This is a genomic window from Chryseobacterium sp. KCF3-3 (assembly GCF_045865955.1).
Lineage (GTDB): Bacteria > Bacteroidota > Bacteroidia > Flavobacteriales > Weeksellaceae > Chryseobacterium.
In genome coordinates this window covers 1227744-1247034 of sequence record NZ_AP035792.1, presented here as the reverse complement: position 1 = coordinate 1247034, position 19291 = coordinate 1227744, and the positions used below count along the sequence as shown (strand labels likewise).

Here is a 19291-nt window from a genome sequence, read left to right as displayed (position 1 = left end):
TATTCTATGTTAAAATTGGATTCAAAAAAAGCCTCCGAAAATTTCGAAAGCTTTAATCATTTATTCTTTTTTAAGTATTTATTTTTTCACAAATTTAAATTGATGCGTCTGAAAATTTCTGGTATTTATTTTCAGTACATATCCTCCGGGAACAAGTTGAGAAACATCAATCTTAGAATCAAACATTTCTGACTTTACAAGACGTCCGTCAATAGTATAAATCTGGATTGACATTCCGTCGTCGATACCTTTAATACTGATGAAATCAGTCACAGGATTAGGGAAGATCTGAATCCTATTTTTCGTAAGCTCCGAAGTCCCTAGCGTAGTGGTTTGCACATCACCAGTCATGGTAGAATTTCCTGCAGTAAGATTTCCATTACATAGCCCGGTTGTAAATGCTGTGTTTTCAACCCAAGTTCCAATACTGTTACCAGGAGGAAAAGAAACTGAATTATTGCCTGTTGAATTGTAATAAACAAGTTTAGGGTTTGTAAATGTACCATATCCCTCATCAGCAAGAAATTCCCATCTTGTAAGAGTATTATTCCATTGTATTCTAAATTCGCAGGTTCCCAGACCACTGCATGGCTCTCCGTCAACAGGAGTCGTTACATAGATGCTTTTGTTATTGGTGTCAACCCCGGTTTTATTAAAAATAAAAGTTTGATCATCAAACAGATTAATGCATCCTTTAAAAGTTATAGTCTGTGCAAAAGCTGTGCTTCCTGCCATCAGACATAATAAGTAAAGAATTTTCATAGTTATTAATTTTGTGATGGGAAAACTCCGGCTAATGCAATAATACACTTCAAGGTAATAAACGGAGGTCTGTTTTCATGAGGTTGGCTTCCTCCTGTATTTCCTACCATTGTGTTTTTCATTACAGTGTTAGCAGCTGTATCGGAATATTCTTTATCAAGACCTTTTGTGTCAGCAGGTAAATTATTTGTTGGAGTACTTTGATTTCCTTCCGCTGTTACAGCATTTACAGTATGATTGTGAGCCGGCATTTGTGTTATCAATAGTGTTACACTTTCGGTTCCTCCGGTTTCTCCCATGGTATAAGTAGTAGGACCTCCCGGAGCCTGTCCGTTATGAACAAGTACTCTTCCTCTCATGTCTGGTAAAGCAAATGTGGTGGTCCCATTTCCTCCATAAGTGGTTCCTAACAATGAAAAAAGTGCTTGGTTTTGAGCGATGGGCAGAAGCTGCCCATTACATTCTGCCCAGTATTTTGGAGCAAAATTATAAGGTACAAAGGCTATTTGCCCTAAAAATGGTTCTGATGCCTGTGCTTTTAGAGCAGGAGCAAATGCACTGCCTATCAGCAGTGTACATGCAAAAATTAAGTTTTTCATGATAGCAAGGATTTTAAGTAATATAAAATTAAAAAATATTTTACATAAAATACTTGATTAAAAGAAAAACCTTTCGATATATTACGAAAGGTTAGATTTTATTTATTGAAAAATTATTTATTATAGATTTTTTCTCTAATGTTTAAGGTCGGATGATGTATTTCGTTATTATTTTAACTTTTCAGATTATCCTTAAAATCATCAATTCTGAAATCAGTGAGAGCATTTCCTTTTTCAATTTTCTCTTTAGAATACAACCTGAAATCATTTTCTGTTTTTTCTAAAAGATAATCATAGGGTCCTACGTGAGAGATTAATTTTACCAGAACCGGAGAAATCTCAAGGCAGATAAACAATCCCATGATAAAAGCGGCTGCAAGTCCAATGATCGCCGAATTTTTACCAAGTTCATCCAATGCCTGAAGTCTTGCTGCAAAACCATTGAACTTATCTTCGAAAGTTTCTGTAGATTTTCTTTCTGTTTCCAGATTAGTGTATACCTTGGATATCTCTTTATCCAGATATTCCAGTCTGGGAGCTGCCTGCTTCTGGTAGTTTTCCAGATCCAGTCTGCGTTGCTCCTTCAGTTGTTGCTTACGTTTGGCATTTGGGCCATAACCTTCTTTTCCGCTGGTTAATCCCGATTGTTTACCCAGGATTTCTTTTTCAAGCTCTACAGAAGCAGAGTCATAGGATTGCTGGTACTGAGCAATTTTTCCTGAAATTTGCTGCTTTTCTGTTTCAAAAGGACCACTTTGTTGAAGAATCCTGCCGTTCATTTCACCCTGTAGCTGCTTTTTATTTCTTTGAATAATGGTATTCAGCTGTTTGTTCACCTCTTTTTCAAAAATTTTAAGTTCTAAAGGTTTGGAAATGATAATTCCCAGAAAGGTTGCAAGGATGAGACGTGGGATAGACATCAGAATCTGATTCCACCATGTTCCTGTTTTTTTGATGGAAGAAACAATATAGCGGTCAAGATTGAAAATCATTAATCCCCACAGAATTCCAAATCCTACAGAGGCCCAAATATTATCGAATACTGTATACATAGCATAGCCTGCAGATAAAGTGGCGAATACTGCAGTGAAAAGGACAATACCTCCAATGCCGGAAAACTTATTCCATTCACTCGGAGTCTTTCTTAAAATATGGATGTTCCCGCCTGAACATACCATCAGAAACTTTTGGAACCAGTTTATTTTATGAGTCCCTTGATTTATAGTTTGTTGGTTTGTTTTCATAACTGAAAATTTATACAAAGGTAGTACTAAAAATCATACCAATGTAAAAGATAGTATTATGTTTTACCAAGTAATTGTGCGTATTTGCTTAAAATGTTGTTTTTAAGAAGGTTAAAATTTATTTTTTTGAAAACTTATAAAGAGAATGCAAAAATTATTTCAATCTATCCGGATTCTGCTTTAAAAAACTTTCCCATCCGGAATACGATTTAGTATCTGCTATAGTTCCTGAATTAAAATGATGACATACTGCTACAGCAAGACCATCGGAAGCATCTAAATATTTTGTAGGGAATTCCTTTAATTTAAGAAGGTTTTGAAGCATACCTGCTACCTGCTCCTTACTGGCATTACCATTTCCGGTGATAGCCATTTTAATTTTTTTGGGAGAATATTCCGTAATAGGGATGTTTCTGTAAAGACTGGCAGCCATGGCAACGCCCTGAGCACGCCCAAGTTTCAGCATACTCTGTACATTTTTTCCGTAGAAGGGAGCTTCAAGAGCTACTTCATCAGGATGAAACTCGTCAATAAGAGACAGGGTTCTTTCAAAAATGTACTTAAGCTTAGTTTCGTGATTAGGATATTTTTTTAAGATCAGTTCATGGATAGAGACCATCTCCATTTTTCCTTTTTTTACGGAGATAATACCAAATCCCATTACCGTTGTTCCCGGGTCAATTCCTAAAATTATTTTCTCTGAAATCATTACTTCAAAGATATGACTTTCTATGTTTTAAGGATAAAAAAGTATTGGTAATGATTTTCGTTTTTATTTAAAACTTTAGTAACTTTAAGCAAAAATGATTATGAAAAACGTATTTAATGTGCTTATTGTTCCTGTTTTTCTGCTATGTAGCTTTCAGAAGGAAAATAATGCAGCTAAAAGTAAACCTTCGGAGGTGATGACAAAAAAGAACGACCGGATTATTTATCTGTTTTTCAAGGCGGATAAAGATCAGTCAGGGAATGCCAAAATTACGCTTCAGAGTACTAAAATTGCAGACGGCAGACTAAAACATGTACCTTCTTTTGAAAGAGATGACGTTCGTAAGGGTGATCTTGTGATTACATTAACAGGGGCTGATGGAAAAGAAGTAGGTAAACAGCTTGTGAAAGATCCTTTTAATCCTGAATTGGAGGTATATGAAAAAGAAGGAATTTCCCGACATAAAGCTTCTCTTCAAAATACTGAATTCAGTGCCAGGTTTTCTTATTCTGAAAATGTTCAGTCAGTAAAGATTGAAAAAGCCACTGAGGATGGAGTACAGGTATTATTCACACAAAAACTATAATTATGAAAAAAACTTTATTATCCCTTTTAATCGGAAGCAGTTGTTTTGCCCAGACATTCGAGACCATTCCTCTTTTACAGAATGGAGACAACAGTAAACGTGTTGTGATTGCAGTTTTAGGAGACGGATTTACTTCCGCACAGCAGACTGCTTTTACAACATCGGCTCAGAATACAGTCAATTACCTTTTTACGAAAAGTCCCTATACGGAATATAAAAATTATTTTAATGCCTATGCCGTAAAAGTAATTTCTACCGAATCCGGAGTAAAGCATCCCGGAACGGCAACAGACGTTACCGAGCCTGTAATTCCTGTTACCAACCCCAATAACTATCTTGGATCTACTTTTGATGTAGGAGTTCACCGTTGCATCTACAGTAATACGACCAATAAAGTAGGACAGGTTCTGGCAGCCAATATCCCGGATTATGACATTACTTACGTGCTGGGTAATTCTACAGAATATGGTGGTTGTGGAGGAACTTATGCTTTTGCTTCACTTAATGGTTCTTCCAATGAAATTGTGGTGCATGAGCTGGGGCATTCTTTTGGTAAATTAGCGGATGAATATTGGTTTTCAGGTTCGCTGGAATCACCCAATAAAACACAGAATTCTAATCCGGCAACGATAAAATGGAAAAACTGGGTAGGATTGAATGGAGTAGGAGTGTATGCCCATGCTGAGAGCCCAACATGGTTCAGGCCGCATCAGAGTTGCGAAATGAGATATCTTAATCAACAGTTCTGTTCTGTATGTAAAGAGGCAATCATTGAAAGAATCCATAGTTTGGTTTCTCCTGTGGATTCCTATACTCCGGCTAATAATACAACGGTGGATGCTACATCCAATGTTACTTTCACAGCCAATGAAATCCTTCCCATCCCGAATACGCTGGTTAATTCCTGGAGTTTAAACGGAACGACTCTTGGAGAAACAGGAAGTAGCATTACTATCACTCCGGGACAACTTAACAACGGAAATAATACCCTGACACTTTCGGTTGTAGATAACAACCCACTTTTGAAAGTAGATAATCACAGTACGCTCCATGTTACCAATGTTTCCTGGACTTTGAGCAAAACTACACTTAAAATTTCGGAGGTAAAAGCTGAAGAAAGACGTTTTAGTATTTATCCGAACCCAACAAATGGAGAATTTTTCATTAAAGGGAAACAGGCTTTTTCAAAAAATATAAACATTGAAGTTTATGATGCTTCAGGAAAGCTTATTCCATCCAGATTTGAACTGAATGATTCTGCTATAAAGGTTGATATTAAAAATTATCCGGCAGGTACTTATCTGTTGAATGTAAAAGAAAATAAAAACCTGATTATTTCTCAGAAGATCATCAAAGAATAAATGAAACGAAACCGGCTCCAGCAGCCGGTTTTATTTTTCCAGTTTTTTCTCTGCTACAGGTACCCATTGTCCATCGTGACGGAGGAGGAGAATTCTATCAACTATGAATTTAGTTTTATATTCCTTGGTTTCATATTTTTCCCAGGCTTTAAGATAATTTTCCCAGGTCAGATCTCTGAATCCCACAGTCATATGCGGGTGAAAAGAATATTGGGCAAAATTAAAATACTCCTTTACCCTATGATAAAGCTCTGTTAATTGAGTATTTTCTTTGGGCTGAATATAGAGTACAGGGTTTTTAGGATTGGGAAAGCTTCCAAAACCATCCAGCTCTACTTCAAAAGGTATGATTTCCGTATTGATCTTCTGAAAAGCAATATGAATATCATCCTCCAGTTCAATTTCTCTTGAAAAAGGAGGAAAAAGTGTAATATGTGCTTCATTTTTCAAAGCCTTGGAATTGGCATAATTGGTTGCCAGATCTTGTTTAAACACTTTTATTTCTTCAATAATTTCCTGAGGTGGATAAATGGCAATGAAGTACATTTTTTTCATATGACAAATTAAAAGTTTTTAAATTAAATTTTAATACATAAGAAAATTATGCATAAGTTTGCAAGGTATACAAATCATTTTATGAAAAAGAATAGTCTCTATAAAGGTACTTTGCAGAATATTATTTTGAAGCTCCTTTCGAAAGAAGTGAAGATGTATGGTTATCAGATTACCCAAAGAGCCAAAGAACTTACTCTGGGTGAACTTGAAATGACGGAAGGTGCGCTCTATCCATTGCTACACAAATTAGAAAGCGATGGAATGATCACTTCCGAAATTCAGAAGATTAATGGGAGAGACAGGAAATATTATCTGTTGACTGAAAAAGGAAAAAAACAACAGGCAGAGCAAGAAACTGAGATGAAAAGTTATTTAGTCAACTTACAGACAATATTCAATATATGATGACCGAAGCACAGGAAAATAAAGTTACAGATTATCTGGTAGCCCAAGAGCTGTCTCTGGATATTTTGGTAGAAATCAGAGATCATATGATCAGTCAGATTCTGGATATTCAATGCAGTGAAAATATCAGTTTCGAGGAAGCTTTCTTGAGGGTAAAAGAATCATGGAGCAGAGAGTTTAAAATGGTTAATTACCTTTTGTTTTATCCTACAAAAATTCCTTTGATTGCCAAAAGAATTATCAGAGAAAAATACAGAGGTATTTTCAAAAAATCTTTGATGATAGCTGTTCTGGCATTTGTTATTAATCTGTTATTAATTTTTATGGCAGGAAATCAGGAGGAGTATAAATTATTTTTCAGACTTCTCAATGGTTCATTTGTATTGACAACAATATTGATATGGATTTTTAATTATAAAATCTGGAAATATATAAAAGCAGACTTTAAATACAAAGGAAAATGTCTTTACACCATGTATCAGCAGAATCTTGGATTAATGGTTGTATGTGCCTCTTCTATGACTCAGGTGGCATTGAAGAGTGGGGATTATGCTTACCAGTTTTTCAGACAACAAAACTATACTGATGTTGTCGGAATTCTGATAACTTTAATTCTTCCTTTTGTATTGCAAACTGCACTTGCTTTTGCTGTGCTTAACTTTATTGAACATAAAAAAAACCTGCTAAAAATGCAGGAATTCCTGAAGCCAGCATAGAAAAGCTGCCATTAAAACTACTGTTTTATTCTAAGCTGTGTAAGCGTATTCTCAAGATGGTCTGTGATCTTTTTCACTTCAATATGAGGTCTGAAGATTACTCCTTTTCCTCTTTCTTCATCTGCAATATTGGACAGGATAATCACAGACGTTTTGGTGTCCGGATAATAGATGTTTAAGGAAGGAGAACCTTTTATATAACCGCTGTGGAAATAAGAATTGGGTTGCCCGATATTAAGCATAATTCCATAAGCATAACCCATTTTTCCAAAAATAGCATGGTGTCTTTCTGAACTTTTTGCCATGAATAATGTAAGGGTTTCCGGTTTTAAAATTTTTCCACCATACAGAGCGTTATTCCATGAATGAAGATCCTGAATCGTAGATAATATTCCACCAGCTGGTGTACCAATTTCTGATCCACCTAATCTTTTCGGCATATTGGGAACTTCTGAGAATTTGGCAGGTGTTCCAACATAAGCACTGGCAAAATTATTTCCTTTGAAAATATTTCCTGTTGAAGAATGGGTCATTCCTGCTTTTTTGAACAGTTCCGATACATTCTCATCATATGATTTCCCAGTGACTTTTTCCACAATCTTTCCAAGAGTATTAAATCCGTCATTGGAATAGAAAAAATATGAACCGCTCTTAAACATCAGTTTTCCACCCATCAGATTCAATCCCGAAGTATGGTTTAACAGTTGATGAATTGTAATATTTTCATATTCTTTGATCTGAAATTCTTTCAGGTATTTTGAAGCTTTATCTGTCACATTCAGTTTTCCCTGTTCCATCTGAAGCAGGATCAAAACAGCTGTGAACTGTTTGCTTACAGATCCAATTGCAAAAATGGTATTGCTGTCAATTTTAGTTTTTCTTTTAAAATCTGAATAACCGTTTTCCCTTCTGTAAAGAGGTATAGAATCTTTAAAAACAGCAATACTTCCATTGAAATGGTATTTCTTGAAGGTAGAATCAATCTGTTGTTCTAAAAGTGTTTTCTGAAAAGCCGCGATGGTAGAATCAACAATTGCTTTTTTATCAACATACGTCATTTTTGGTGCTTCAGTAGTACTGCATGAAAGCAAAGCACAGAAAAGGGAAAGGAATACTAAATTTTTGATCACAGGTGTTGTATTTTTTAATGATGATTGATACTCTTAAAGATACTAAAATATCCTAAAGAGCAGTAAGGGAAGCAAATTGCGTGCTAGGATGAGGTTCCGGAACAATTTAATGTGGATTTAATCAATCTTTGTGGAATATTTCAGTCTTATGAATGAAATAACTCCTGGAATAAATAGAACATTGAAAAAGCCTGTGAAAGAATATTCTCAGGCTTATTTTAATACCAGATCACTGAACCAGAAAACATATTCTCCATCTTCGTCTTCAGCAGAATTTTTTGGTTTAGGATATGTTTTTTTTACTGTCTCCCCAATTTCAAACTGAACGGGATTTTTGAAAATAGGCCCATCAAAAGTAAAAGTATGAAACTCTCCGTTTTCTCCGCATGGATCTACATTTTCAGGAAGATCGTCAATGAATTGCTGATCAATAATTCGTCCGGCAAAACTTTGATCAAGGTAGGATCCGTTGACACAGGTTACGATAGTTTTAAAACCAAGATCTAAAAATTCATGGATGAGGTTGGAGGTATTTTGTTTCCAAAGAGGAAATACTGCATTCATACCAATAGCGTTTAATTGGTCTTCCCTGTATTTTCTCAGATCTTCAAGAAAGATATCGCCAAAAATTGAATGAGTAATGCCCTGAGCCTTAATTTCAGTCATTGTCTTACTCATGATCTGTTGGTATTCTTCCATGGATGGTTCTTTGGGAAGTTCCATTTTGGTTAATGGAATTCCTAGGCTTTCGGCTTGTTTTTCTAAAAGCGATACATGAACACCATGCATAGAGATCCTTTGAAATTCCTGATTGATACTGGTAAGCAGTGTGCTGACTTCGTACTGGTCTTCCTGTAGTATTTTATAAAGAGCAAGGGCAGAATCTTTTCCGCTGCTCCAGTTGAATAAAGCTTTTGGTTTCATTTAAAATAAAAATCTCTCAAAAATAGGGAGATTTTATGGTTAATACGATATGAAATACTATTGTCGATAAGATACGATCACTCCGTTTTCCACATCATATTCTTCGAAGAGTTCTTTCGCATAGGCTTCCGTTAGAAAATAAGACCGGATATTGTTTTTCTTTTTACTTTCTTCATATTCTTCCTTAGAGATCAACACACCATCAAGAAAATACAGAAAGTCATTATTCTTAGGATTGGGATACAATTCTTTTGCTTTATTCAAATCCAGAGTTACCGAGGAATCATCTTTAATCTGTCTGCTTTCAACAAAAAGGAAATACTTATTTTTGTTCCATTCATCATCCTGACCTATCGTAGTTTCAATGACAAAGATGCTTTTAAATTTTATATTATCAGAAGGAATGTTTAGGTAATTCTCATAGCCAGAACTAAATTTTTGGGTGGGAGTAAGAATGGTAATAAAATAATTTTGAGTTAAGATTTTTTCATTTCCCAAAAGCTTAATTTTCAGATTCCTGGTAATATTACCTTTAGGATAATATCCTTTTGATCCGTAAGGAGGTTCATCTACTGGTTTGACAGCATAGACAATCAGTCCATCCAAATTATCATATCTTTTGAGGGTGTCCATTTTTGTTTTTTGTGCCTCGATATTGGACATGAATAGTACAGAGAGGAAAATTCCTCCGGCAATTTTATTCAAAGGAATATCGGACAAACTATAACTGATGATTGGCTTTTTACTGGGTGAAGATATTCTGCCAGCCTGAATTCTTCCACAAATAGATTCATTGGATTGTAATAATACTTTGATTTCTTCATCCGTTTTCTGCGTAAGATCATGGACTTTCTTTGAGCAAAAATCACAAAAACTTCCGCCAGGAATATCCTGCATGTTTTTTCTGCCAACGTGGCATGGCTCATTGATTCGAAATTCTTTTTCCATGATATCAGTTTTGTTTAGATTAAAAATACAAAAACTCCCGAATACATCAGGAGTTTTTTTATTTACAAAGCCGATTTTCTTATTTTGAAACGGGTTTTCCGTAGTTGTTTTGGGAGCTTGTAACATCAACTCTATCTTTTTCTGCCTGGTCTCTTTTTTGTAATTCTTCAGTATTTCTAACCATATCGCTTTTGTGAGCATTTTCCACAGGAGTAGTTTTACAAGAACTTAATACCACAAAAAGACCAAACACCGAAATAATTTTAATACATGTTTTCATTCGAATTTTTTGATGACAAATATATAGGGTCAGTATAGTTTATTTTTAATTTTTAACAAATATTATCAACCTGCTTATCAAAAATTAGCGTTTTTTCACATTAAAAATAAAAACCTCAAAGAAATCCTTTGAGGTTTTATATAAAAAATGTTTGCTGTATAAGCTTACATATTTCTTCTGTACTTACCGCCTACTTCAAATAAAGCATTGGTGATTTGTCCTAAAGAACAGTATTTCACAGCATCCATCATCACTTCAAATAAGTTTTGCTGGTTAATGGCTGCATGTTGAAGTTGTCTTAAAGCTTCTTCAGATCTGCTGTCATTCGCTTGCTGGAAATTGTGAAGAGATTCAATCTGTGCTTGTTTCTCCTCTTCTGTAGAACGGATAACTTCTCCTGGTAAAACGGTTGGGGAACCATCTTTTCCTAAGAAAGTATTTACTCCGATGATCGGATATTCACCGGTATGCTTCAACCATTCGTAATGCATAGATTCTTCCTGGATTTTTGAACGCTGATACATGGTTTCCATAGCTCCAAGAACTCCACCTCTTTCTGTGATTCTGTCGAATTCAGTATATACAGCTTCTTCTACAAGATCCGTTAATTCTTCAATGATGAATGATCCCTGAAGCGGATTTTCGTTTTTAGCCAATCCTAATTCTTTGTTGATGATCAACTGAATCGCCATTGCTCTTCTTACCGATTGCTCAGTAGGCGTTGTAATCGCTTCGTCATAAGCATTGGTGTGTAGGGAGTTACAGTTGTCATAGATCGCATAAAGCGCCTGAAGAGTCGTTCTGATATCATTGAAATCAATTTCCTGAGCATGAAGAGAACGTCCTGAAGTCTGGATGTGGTATTTCAACATCTGGCTTCTTTCGTCAGCTCCATATTTCAATTTCATAGCTTTTGCCCAGATTCTTCTTGCTACACGTCCGATTACTGAATATTCAGGGTCGATACCATTAGAGAAGAAGAAAGATAAGTTCGGTGCAAAATCATTGATATCCATTCCGCGGCTTAAGTAATATTCCACATACGTGAAACCATTTGCCAGTGTGAATGCCAATTGGGAAACCGGATTCGCTCCTGCTTCAGCAATATGGTATCCTGAAATAGAAACAGAGTAGAAGTTTCTTACTTTTTCTCTGATGAAATATTCCTGAACGTCACCCATTAATCTCAATGCAAATTCTGTAGAGAAAATACAAGTATTCTGAGCCTGGTCTTCTTTTAAGATGTCAGCCTGAACAGTGCCACGAACCGTAGCAATTGTTTTAGCTTTAATTTCTGCATATACATCAGCAGGGATTACTTCATCACCTGTTAATCCTAAAAGCTGTAGTCCTAAACCGTTATTGGATGGAGGAAGTTCACCGTTGTATTTCGGTCTTTCTAACCCTTTATCATCAAATTTTTCTTTCAGTTTAGCTTCTACTTTAGACTCTAAACCGTTTTCTTTGATATATTTTTCAACATTCTGATCGATGGCAGCATTCATAAAGAAAGCCAGTAGCATCGGTGCAGGACCGTTGATTGTCATTGAAACCGAAGTTAATGCATTCACCAGATCAAATCCGGAGTATAATTTCTTCGCATCATCCAGTGTTGCGATAGAAACCCCCGCATTTCCGATTTTACCATAAATATCTGGTGGTAAAGCAGGATCCTGACCGTATAGCGTTACAGAGTCAAATGCTGTAGATAAACGTTTTGCAGGCATTTCTGCAGAAACATAATGGAATCTTCTGTTGGTTCTTTCAGGGCCTCCTTCTCCTGCAAACATCCTTGTAGGATCTTCACCGGTTCTTTTGAACGGATAAATACCTGCAGTATAAGGGAAGCTTCCCGGAAGGTTTTCCTGGCCTTTCCATTTGATCAGATCACCCCAGTCATTGTATTTTGGTAATGCAATTTTTGGAATTCTCAAATGAGATAAAGATTCTGTAGACGTTTCAACTTTAATTTCTTTTCCTCTTACGAAATAAGAATAAAACTCTGCATGGAAAGCTTTTTTCGTATCGTCCCATGTTTTTAAGAAGTCGATATTATCCTGTTGAAGCTCTTTCTCTGCTTTTTGATATTCAGTCTCTAAAACTTCATTGGAGATAATATTTTTTACACCTTCAATATGATACATTGTTCTGGCCAGTTCGGCCTGCTTTTCAATATTGATATCGTATTGTTTGTTGTTTTCAACGATTTCAGAAAGATAACGGACTCTTTTCGGAGGAATAATCGTTACTTCTTCAGTAACTTCCTGTTCTACAAAAGTTTTTAGATTTAAATCAGCGAATTTATCGTTTACTTTTGAAACTAATCTGTTGTATAATTCTGTTGTTCCGTGATCATTAAACTGAGAAGCTTTAGTTGCATACACCGGCATATCATCTAATGGACTTTCCCATAGAAGGTGGTTTCTCTGGAACTGTTTTCTTACCGCCTGAAGCGCATCCAATGCACCACGTTTGTCAGATTTGTTCAATGCTACAAGATCTGCATAGTCTAGCATGTCGATTTTTTCCAACTGGGTAGAAGCTCCATATTCAGGAGTCATTACATACATAGAAACATCTGCAAAATCAGAAACTTCTGAACCAGACTGCCCGATTCCTGAAGTTTCAAGGATAATAACATCCGGATGAGCCAGTTTCAATACATTCAGTGCAGAATGAATAAACGGAGAAACAGAAACGTTGTTTTCTCTTGTTGCCATTGAACGCATATAAACTCTTGGATCATTGATCGCATTCATACGGATTCTGTCTCCCAATAAAGCACCTCCGGTTTTCTTTTTCGAAGGGTCGATGGAAATAATGGCAATTTTTTTATCTGTATTGGAACGTAAGAAACGTCTAACCAACTCATCTGTTAATGAAGACTTACCAGCTCCTCCGGTACCTGTGATACCAATAATAGGAATGGTTAAATCTTTAGATTTTTCATCAATAGCTTGTACAAGTTCAGGCTTTTCTTCGGAGAAGTTTTCTACGGCTGAGATAATCTGTGCAATACTTGACGGGTTTTCAAAGCTGATATCGTCAAGATCTTTTGCAGTAACATCTTTTCCAGTTGCAAAATCTGATCTGTGTACCAGATCATCAATCATTCCCTGAAGACCAAGCTCACGGCCGTCATCCGGAGAATAAATCCTGTCGATTCCGTAAGACATCAAATCTTTGATTTCTTCCGGAAGAATTACACCGCCACCGCCGCCAAAGATCTTGATCTGAGGTGAATTTTTTTCTCTCAACAGGTCATAGATATATTTGAAATATTCGTTGTGACCACCCTGATATGAAGTTAATGCAATAGCATTGGCATCTTCCTGGATTGCTGTATTTACAACTTCTTCTGCTGATTTATCGTGTCCTAAGTGGATCACTTCGCATCCTGTGCCCTGGATGACACGACGCATAATATTGATTGCAGCATCATGCCCATCAAATAATGAGGCAGCAGTTACAATTCTTACCTTGTTGGTTGGAGTATATTTTTGGGTTTCCATAAAAATTCTAGAAAGTTTCTAAGTTTCCAAATATAATAATAAAAAAAGAACATAGTGTTTGATTTTATATTTTTGATTTTCAGTTTGTTACTTCGTGTTATTTAATTGTATCTCCCCAATTTTGTGTTTAAATGTTTGAAAGTTGAATGGTTCGGTAACTACAGAATTAAAATGAGTTATGACGATTTCATTTTCAAATGGGGCTTCGTCAGATTCTCAAATTAATTTCTCTATTTTTGCACCATATTTTACAGACATGCAAAAAGCGTTGATATATTTCGCATTGGGAACTGCAGTAAGCTTCCTGATTAATTATTTCTTTTTAAGTTCAGAGAATAGCGGGTTAGAGTTCTACTATGCTATTGCTTTTGGTGCAGCGTGGGGGATTGCTTATTATTTAGATACTCCGGATATTACATTGGTAAAGAAACTGGGGCTGTCTTTTGTAGTAATGGCTATTCTGGTTGTTGTAGGTACTCTTATTTTTAAACTTGAGCTGGCTATACCATCCATTCTGAAGTTTTCCATGGTGTTTGTCGCCTACTATGTCATAGCGAGCTTTAGGGCAACTAAATCATTAAGAAAATAAATAATAAAAAAATAAGCTGTCAAATGTGACAGCTTATTTTTTTATTTAGTGAATCATCATGAAACTTATCAGGGCAAGGCCCAGGAGTAAAAACATGAATGCAATAAAATTAATAGTAAATAATACCATTCCAACAATAATGCTTACCAAGCCATGGGCACGATAAACACGCCTGTGGGCAATAAAGAAATACGCCATGGTATATAATAACAGGAATGATATTGTTAAATATAAAATAGTATTAATCAGCCAAAAATCTATAAGGCCTGTCAACTTAAAGATTAGGAATATCAGTAAGATGGTTAGCAGTAAAAACGAGAAATAATGCAGGGTAAAAATTCCGTGATCAAAATACCACCATTTTTTCTTACTATGGAAAACCCATAAAAAGAATGCGAAAAGTGGAAGGTAGATGAAAAGGGCTTTAGGAAGATTATGAAAAGACTTTTCTAACATGCCGGCCATAATCTCCTTTTTCTTAACCCCTTTTTCTTTAAGTTCAAAGAATTTGTGAACAATGGGAGCTTCAATAAAACTGAGAGATGACGGGTTTTTGGCTTTAGCAGAATCATAGGCCTTTCTGGTTTTATATTCTCCAAAGCTTACGTCCGGATCTATTTTTTTGTCCATGTTCATCATGTCTCCTATCTCAGAAGAATCAGGCATTGCTTTTATTCCCTCAATGGCAAGAGAGTCTTGTTCAGTCAGATGTTTTTTTGCTTTGATACTGTCTATCAGCTTTTGTTTTCCAGCAGGTTTCATGACTTTTAAAAGGTTGGTCTTACTATTTTCTCCAGTATTTCCCTCTTTTGGAGAGCCTATATTAACCATAGGAAAAAGGGCAAACACGAAGAATGTAATAAAACTGACGAAAATATAAAGCTTTACAGGTGGTACGAACTTCTGTCTCTTCCCTTCAAGATAAGTATTTGTCAGTTTGCCGGGTTTAAATAACAGATTTTTTACTGTTCCCCAGAACTGTCCGTCATAATGAGTAAAATCTTCAATGAAATGGGTGAAAAGAAAATAGAAAGGCTGTCGTCTTTCAATGTTTTCCTGTCCGCAGTGGGGGCAAAACCTTTCTTCAACCTGATGTCCGCAGTTTAGACAGGTTTTATCTTCTCGTACTTTTCCGTGGCTCATGATTATGGAATATGATTGCCACAAATATAATTATTTCAGTGAAATTATATATATACTAGTATATTTTAAGGGAATCGTTAAAGTAAATTTAATAAAAGAAAGAGTTGAGGGAATAAACTCTTTGCTGTTTCATTGGTGTTTTTAGAATCTTCGAAGTGTTTTTTTCATCGGCTCATTAGTTCGCAAGATCTGTGCCAAAATTATAAATAGTGTTAAAATCTATTGATAGAGGAGTGTAGAGTGAAGATTATATAGATTAAATAAAATATGTTTTTGGGTTACGAAAATAATTTGTACCTTTGCACACCCTTTTAGGGGTAAATTATGTTTAATCTTTAACTAAAACGTGTGAATACATTAAGTTACAAAACTGTTTCAGCGAACAAAGCTACTGCTAATAAAGAATGGGTTGTGGTAGACGCTGAAGGACAGCCGTTAGGTAGATTAGCTTCTACGGTTGCAAAGATTTTGAGAGGTAAGCACAAAACGAACTACACACCTCACGTAGATTGTGGTGATAACGTAATCGTTTTGAATGCTGGGAAAATTACACTTTCCGGAAACAAGTGGGCTGATAAGACTTATATCTGGCATACAGGATACCCTGGTGGACAGAAGTCTATGACTGCGGCTGAACTTCAAAAGAAAGATTCTTTAAAGGTATTAGAGAAATCTGTAAAAGGTATGTTACCTAAAAACAGATTAGGAGCTGCTATCCTTAAGAACCTTTACTTATATGAAGGAACTGAGCACAAACATGAAGCTCAACAGCCAAAAACAATTAATGTTAACGAATTTAAATAATTAATTATGTCTATAGTTCACAAAATCGGAAGAAGAAAAACTTCTGTAGCTAGAGTTTATGTAAAACCAGGTTCTGGTGTTATTACAGTAAACGGTAAAGATGCTAAAGAATATTTCTCTACAGACGTGATGGTTTACAAATTAAACCAACCGTTTATCCTTTCTGAGACTGTTGGTCAGTATGACGTTACCGTAAACGTATTCGGTGGTGGAAATACAGGTCAGGCAGAGGCTATCAGATTAGGTATTTCTAGAGCTTTATGCGAAATCAACGCTGAGTTCAGATTAGCATTGAAGCCAGCTGGTTTACTTACAAGAGACGCAAGAATGGTGGAAAGAAAGAAGCCAGGTCAGAAAAAAGCAAGAAAGAGATTCCAATTCTCAAAACGTTAAGATTTCTCGTTGGCAGATGGCTTATAGCTATTGGCTACAGGAATGTATTAAATTTTTTTAAACTTAATCTCGGCGAAAAGCCCATTGCCAAAAGCAAAAAGCAAACCGCCAATTGCCCGTTACGTTTAGCATCCAAACGCTTCTCCCATCTAAAGAAGTTGTTGATTGTTTAAAAGACGGAAAGTAAACTAACAAAAACAGAAAACATGGCAAAAGCAAATGTAAAAGACCTTTTAGAGGCTGGCGTACACTTCGGTCACATGACTAGAAAGTGGAATCCAAATATGGCTCCATACATTTTTATGGAGAAAAACGGTATTCACATTGTAGACTTACATAAAACAGCAGTTAAATTGGATGAAGCGTGCAGCGCTTTAGAAAAATTAACTTCTGCAGGTAAAAAAGTTCTTTTCGTAGCTACTAAGAAGCAAGCGAAAGAAGTAGTTGCAAAACACGCTTCTGAACTTAATATGCCTTATATTACAGAAAGATGGCCAGGAGGTATGTTAACGAACTTCGTTACTATCAGAAAGGCTGTAAAGAAGATGAACTCTATCGACAAAATGAAAAAAGACGGTACGTTCGAAACTTTATCTAAAAAAGAAAGATTGCAAGTTGACAGACAAAGAGCTAACCTAGAGAAGAACTTAGGTTCTATCGCTGACATGGTGAGACTTCCATCTGCTGTATTTGTAGTTGATATCTTAAGAGAACATATCGCGGTAACTGAAGCTAAGAAACTTGGTATTCCAGTTTTCGGTATCGTTGATACAAACTCTGACCCTAGAAAAGTTGACTTCGTTATCCCAGGAAACGATGATGCTTCTAAGTCTATTGATATGATCCTTAGCGTAGTTTCTGAATCTATCAAAGAAGGTCAGTCTCAAAGAAAAGCTGATAAAGAAAAATCTAAAGAAGAAGGAGAAAAAGTATCTGCTGATACAGATGCTGATTTCGATGCAGAATAATTAAAGATTTTCTTTAATATAGGAAAAACGCTGGATTTCGGTCCAGCGTTTTTTTATTGTTTATATCCGAATTTATTTCTTAGGACATACCATTAGCTCCGGTAGATCAGGATCAGTACTAGGAATAATTACTCCAATTCTGCATACTCCATTGCAGCACATTTCTCCCAGTTCCATACTACAGCCATCCATACAGCTTCTGTATCCTCCTTTGATTGTTCTTAGCTCAGTTCTTGAGACTTTTTTTAAATTTTTCATGGTTTTAGTTTTAATTTTTTTCCTACTCTATATGCTTTTCGGATACCGCAATTATATTTCTAAATATATGGAAATATTTTTTATGTGTTTGGTTTTCAAAATATTATTTTGATTTAATGCCAGTTTTCACTTTTAATAAAAGGACTTTAGCTCAGCATTATTTTAAGAACAATGAAATATGAGGACGGGCTTATGGATACTGGTTTATGCTGATCGTTCTATTAAGCGTTTTCAGGCAGTATAAATTCTTTCATAGACTTTTCCTATAACGAGTTATTTTGAGAGCTTTAAAAGCCATATGATCCTGGTGTCAACAGCTATTGATTATAATAAAGATGAATACCTTCATTAAAAAATAAAAACCTGCAGAATTCTGCAGGTTATATTTTAGTTTGAAAGTTTTATAGAATAAGAAGTAGTAACAAATTTTGTTGATTGGTAATTAGAATTACAAACTACTCCGGATAATCTGTAGTTCTGATTTTTGGGAACCATGGTATATCCTATTTTACCTGCACCAATGGGGATCTTCTTGAAGAAATTGCCGCCGCTCACCGTAAGGACCATATTACAAGGAGATTTATTTTCCACAGAAATAGAGGTCTTTGGATTTTTAGGATCATCACTGTTGAGAAGGTCATTAAGTACATCAGCTGTTTCCGGCTTATAAGTCTTCATAAGATCGTTATACTCTCTTTCTGTATTGGCTCTGTTCCCTGAATTGTTAGCAGGATAAGGGTAGGAGGTTCTTCCCGGATAGCCTCCATAATTGACATTACAGCTGGCAAGAATCAATGAAATTCCGGTAAGAACTAATAGTTTTTTCATCCTATTTTATTTTTTGACTTTTGTTTTTTTTTGACTTCTCTGTTATTGGCTCCTTTTGAGCAGATTTCAGTTCAATGTTGGACGGTTTTGGATTGTCTACCGTTACAAATATACTTTTTTTAATATCTTTCTGAGAGGAATATTTCATATCACAGATATTGCTGCTCAATGTATATGAGTTTTTCTTAAGTACAATGAAATTTTCTGCATGAGCAGGAACAGCAAGATTGTAAAACTCTTTTCCTTCTATCCGCAATACAATATTACAGTCAGAATTATTTTTGAATAAGAGAATCGCTTCATTACGGTGAATATCCTCATTAAACATTGCATTCAGTACCCTTACTGTTTTTTCCTTATGTTCAGCAGAGGTTTCAGCAATAAGTTTTTTAAACTCTTTGGCATCGTCCGAATTAGGATTTCTCATTGCACCTTTAGGAATGTCTGCAATAACAGGTCTTGCTTCCATAGGTTTGGCCGTAAGTGCTCCCTTTGTCCATTCTGTGTTTTTTAAAGCAATAAGCTTTGGTTTCAGCACAGTCTTTTCAGGATCGTCAGGCTGTGCGTTCTTCAGGTA

Annotated in this window: 22 protein-coding genes; 8 read left to right on the top strand and 14 right to left on the bottom strand. The window is 35.7% G+C overall.

What is annotated here, in order from left to right:
- Positions 1 to 78: 78 nt before the first annotated feature.
- The 4 genes from ACKTTZ_RS05605 to ruvC form a co-directional block, all read right to left on the bottom strand.
- Positions 79 to 762, bottom strand: a complete 684-nt coding sequence (locus ACKTTZ_RS05605) for a T9SS type A sorting domain-containing protein (protein WP_034692900.1) — start codon at positions 760 to 762, stop codon at positions 79 to 81.
- 5 nt (positions 763 to 767) lie between these two features.
- Positions 768 to 1361, bottom strand: coding sequence for a phage tail protein (locus ACKTTZ_RS05600; RefSeq protein WP_081906390.1), 594 nt, complete (start codon positions 1359 to 1361; stop codon positions 768 to 770).
- Positions 1362 to 1534: 173 nt separating this feature from the next.
- The gene (locus ACKTTZ_RS05595; RefSeq protein WP_034692901.1) at positions 1535 to 2605 is read right to left on the bottom strand and encodes a DUF4407 domain-containing protein; all 1071 of its coding nucleotides are present in this window, start codon (positions 2603 to 2605) and stop codon (positions 1535 to 1537) included.
- Positions 2606 to 2759: 154 nt separating this feature from the next.
- Complete coding sequence (gene ruvC / locus ACKTTZ_RS05590) at positions 2760 to 3314, bottom strand: crossover junction endodeoxyribonuclease RuvC (protein WP_034692903.1); 555 nt, start codon at positions 3312 to 3314, stop codon at positions 2760 to 2762.
- Between the two features lie 100 nt (positions 3315 to 3414).
- On the opposite strand from ruvC, the gene ACKTTZ_RS05585 reads away from it, so the two are divergent.
- Positions 3415 to 3900 (top strand): hypothetical protein, encoded by a 486-nt coding sequence (locus tag ACKTTZ_RS05585; protein ID WP_407847740.1) that lies wholly within the window; start codon positions 3415 to 3417, stop codon positions 3898 to 3900.
- A gap of 2 nt (positions 3901 to 3902) precedes the next feature.
- A complete protein-coding gene (locus ACKTTZ_RS05580) occupies positions 3903 to 5261 on the top strand; it encodes a peptidase M64 domain-containing protein (RefSeq protein ID WP_034692907.1) in 1359 nt (452 codons plus the stop codon).
- Positions 5262 to 5291: 30 nt separating this feature from the next.
- On the opposite strand, the gene ACKTTZ_RS05575 is transcribed toward ACKTTZ_RS05580, so the two are convergent.
- Positions 5292 to 5816 (bottom strand): 2'-5' RNA ligase family protein, encoded by a 525-nt coding sequence (locus ACKTTZ_RS05575; protein WP_253318005.1) that lies wholly within the window; start codon positions 5814 to 5816, stop codon positions 5292 to 5294.
- An 81-nt stretch (positions 5817 to 5897) separates the two neighbouring features.
- Here ACKTTZ_RS05575 and ACKTTZ_RS05570 point away from each other — a divergent pair, with 81 nt between their 5' ends.
- Both ACKTTZ_RS05570 and ACKTTZ_RS05565 read left to right on the top strand, forming a co-directional pair.
- Entirely contained in the window at positions 5898 to 6221 is a 324-nt protein-coding gene (locus ACKTTZ_RS05570; RefSeq protein ID WP_253318004.1) for a PadR family transcriptional regulator, read from the top strand.
- Positions 6218 to 6937: a hypothetical protein gene (locus ACKTTZ_RS05565; RefSeq protein ID WP_156106386.1), complete on the top strand. Its 720-nt coding sequence runs from the start codon at positions 6218 to 6220 to the stop codon at positions 6935 to 6937. Before ACKTTZ_RS05570 ends, ACKTTZ_RS05565 begins: the two co-directional genes overlap by 4 nt.
- A gap of 17 nt (positions 6938 to 6954) precedes the next feature.
- Here ACKTTZ_RS05565 and ACKTTZ_RS05560 read toward each other — a convergent pair whose 3' ends face one another.
- The 5 genes from ACKTTZ_RS05560 to ACKTTZ_RS05540 all read right to left on the bottom strand — a co-directional run bounded on the left by ACKTTZ_RS05560 (position 6955) and on the right by ACKTTZ_RS05540 (position 13731).
- The gene (locus ACKTTZ_RS05560) at positions 6955 to 8067 is read right to left on the bottom strand and encodes a serine hydrolase domain-containing protein (protein WP_407847737.1); all 1113 of its coding nucleotides are present in this window, start codon (positions 8065 to 8067) and stop codon (positions 6955 to 6957) included.
- A gap of 213 nt (positions 8068 to 8280) precedes the next feature.
- Entirely contained in the window at positions 8281 to 8991 is a 711-nt protein-coding gene (locus ACKTTZ_RS05555; protein WP_034692914.1) for a diphthine--ammonia ligase, read from the bottom strand.
- Between the two features lie 57 nt (positions 8992 to 9048).
- Positions 9049 to 9939, bottom strand: coding sequence for a hypothetical protein (locus ACKTTZ_RS05550; RefSeq protein WP_407847735.1), 891 nt, complete (start codon positions 9937 to 9939; stop codon positions 9049 to 9051).
- A 79-nt stretch (positions 9940 to 10018) separates the two neighbouring features.
- Entirely contained in the window at positions 10019 to 10219 is a 201-nt protein-coding gene (locus ACKTTZ_RS05545; RefSeq protein ID WP_407847733.1) for a hypothetical protein, read from the bottom strand.
- A gap of 164 nt (positions 10220 to 10383) precedes the next feature.
- The gene (locus ACKTTZ_RS05540) at positions 10384 to 13731 is read right to left on the bottom strand and encodes a methylmalonyl-CoA mutase family protein (protein WP_253318230.1); all 3348 of its coding nucleotides are present in this window, start codon (positions 13729 to 13731) and stop codon (positions 10384 to 10386) included.
- Positions 13732 to 13987: 256 nt separating this feature from the next.
- Between ACKTTZ_RS05540 and ACKTTZ_RS05535 the strand changes: the two genes are divergently transcribed.
- The gene (locus tag ACKTTZ_RS05535; RefSeq protein ID WP_407849139.1) at positions 13988 to 14320 is read left to right on the top strand and encodes a hypothetical protein; all 333 of its coding nucleotides are present in this window, start codon (positions 13988 to 13990) and stop codon (positions 14318 to 14320) included.
- Positions 14321 to 14365: 45 nt separating this feature from the next.
- Here ACKTTZ_RS05535 and ACKTTZ_RS05530 read toward each other — a convergent pair whose 3' ends face one another.
- On the bottom strand, positions 14366 to 15463 hold the full coding sequence (locus ACKTTZ_RS05530; RefSeq protein ID WP_253318138.1) for a DUF3667 domain-containing protein: 1098 nt from the start codon (positions 15461 to 15463) through the stop codon (positions 14366 to 14368).
- Between the two features lie 348 nt (positions 15464 to 15811).
- Between ACKTTZ_RS05530 and rplM the strand changes: the two genes are divergently transcribed.
- The 3 genes from rplM (at position 15812) to rpsB (ending at position 17628) form a co-directional block, all read left to right on the top strand.
- A complete protein-coding gene (gene rplM / locus ACKTTZ_RS05525) occupies positions 15812 to 16267 on the top strand; it encodes a 50S ribosomal protein L13 (protein WP_002976217.1) in 456 nt (151 codons plus the stop codon).
- A 6-nt stretch (positions 16268 to 16273) separates the two neighbouring features.
- On the top strand, positions 16274 to 16660 hold the full coding sequence (rpsI, locus tag ACKTTZ_RS05520) for a 30S ribosomal protein S9 (RefSeq protein WP_002976218.1): 387 nt from the start codon (positions 16274 to 16276) through the stop codon (positions 16658 to 16660).
- Between the two features lie 206 nt (positions 16661 to 16866).
- Positions 16867 to 17628 carry a 30S ribosomal protein S2 gene (gene rpsB, locus ACKTTZ_RS05515; RefSeq protein ID WP_034692922.1) on the top strand — a complete coding sequence of 254 codons (762 nt, stop codon included), beginning with the start codon at positions 16867 to 16869 and terminating at the stop codon, positions 17626 to 17628.
- A gap of 72 nt (positions 17629 to 17700) precedes the next feature.
- Here the strand turns inward: rpsB and ACKTTZ_RS05510 are convergent, their stop codons facing one another.
- The 3 genes from ACKTTZ_RS05510 to ACKTTZ_RS05500 form a co-directional block, all read right to left on the bottom strand.
- A complete protein-coding gene (locus ACKTTZ_RS05510; RefSeq protein ID WP_131797547.1) occupies positions 17701 to 17886 on the bottom strand; it encodes a bacteriocin-like protein in 186 nt (61 codons plus the stop codon).
- A gap of 387 nt (positions 17887 to 18273) precedes the next feature.
- Positions 18274 to 18714, bottom strand: coding sequence for a DUF6759 domain-containing protein (locus ACKTTZ_RS05505; RefSeq protein ID WP_034692924.1), 441 nt, complete (start codon positions 18712 to 18714; stop codon positions 18274 to 18276).
- A gap of 1 nt (position 18715) precedes the next feature.
- Positions 18716 to 19252, bottom strand: a complete 537-nt coding sequence (locus ACKTTZ_RS05500) for a DUF6759 domain-containing protein (RefSeq protein ID WP_407847729.1) — start codon at positions 19250 to 19252, stop codon at positions 18716 to 18718.
- Between the last annotated feature and the right edge of the window lie 39 nt (positions 19253 to 19291).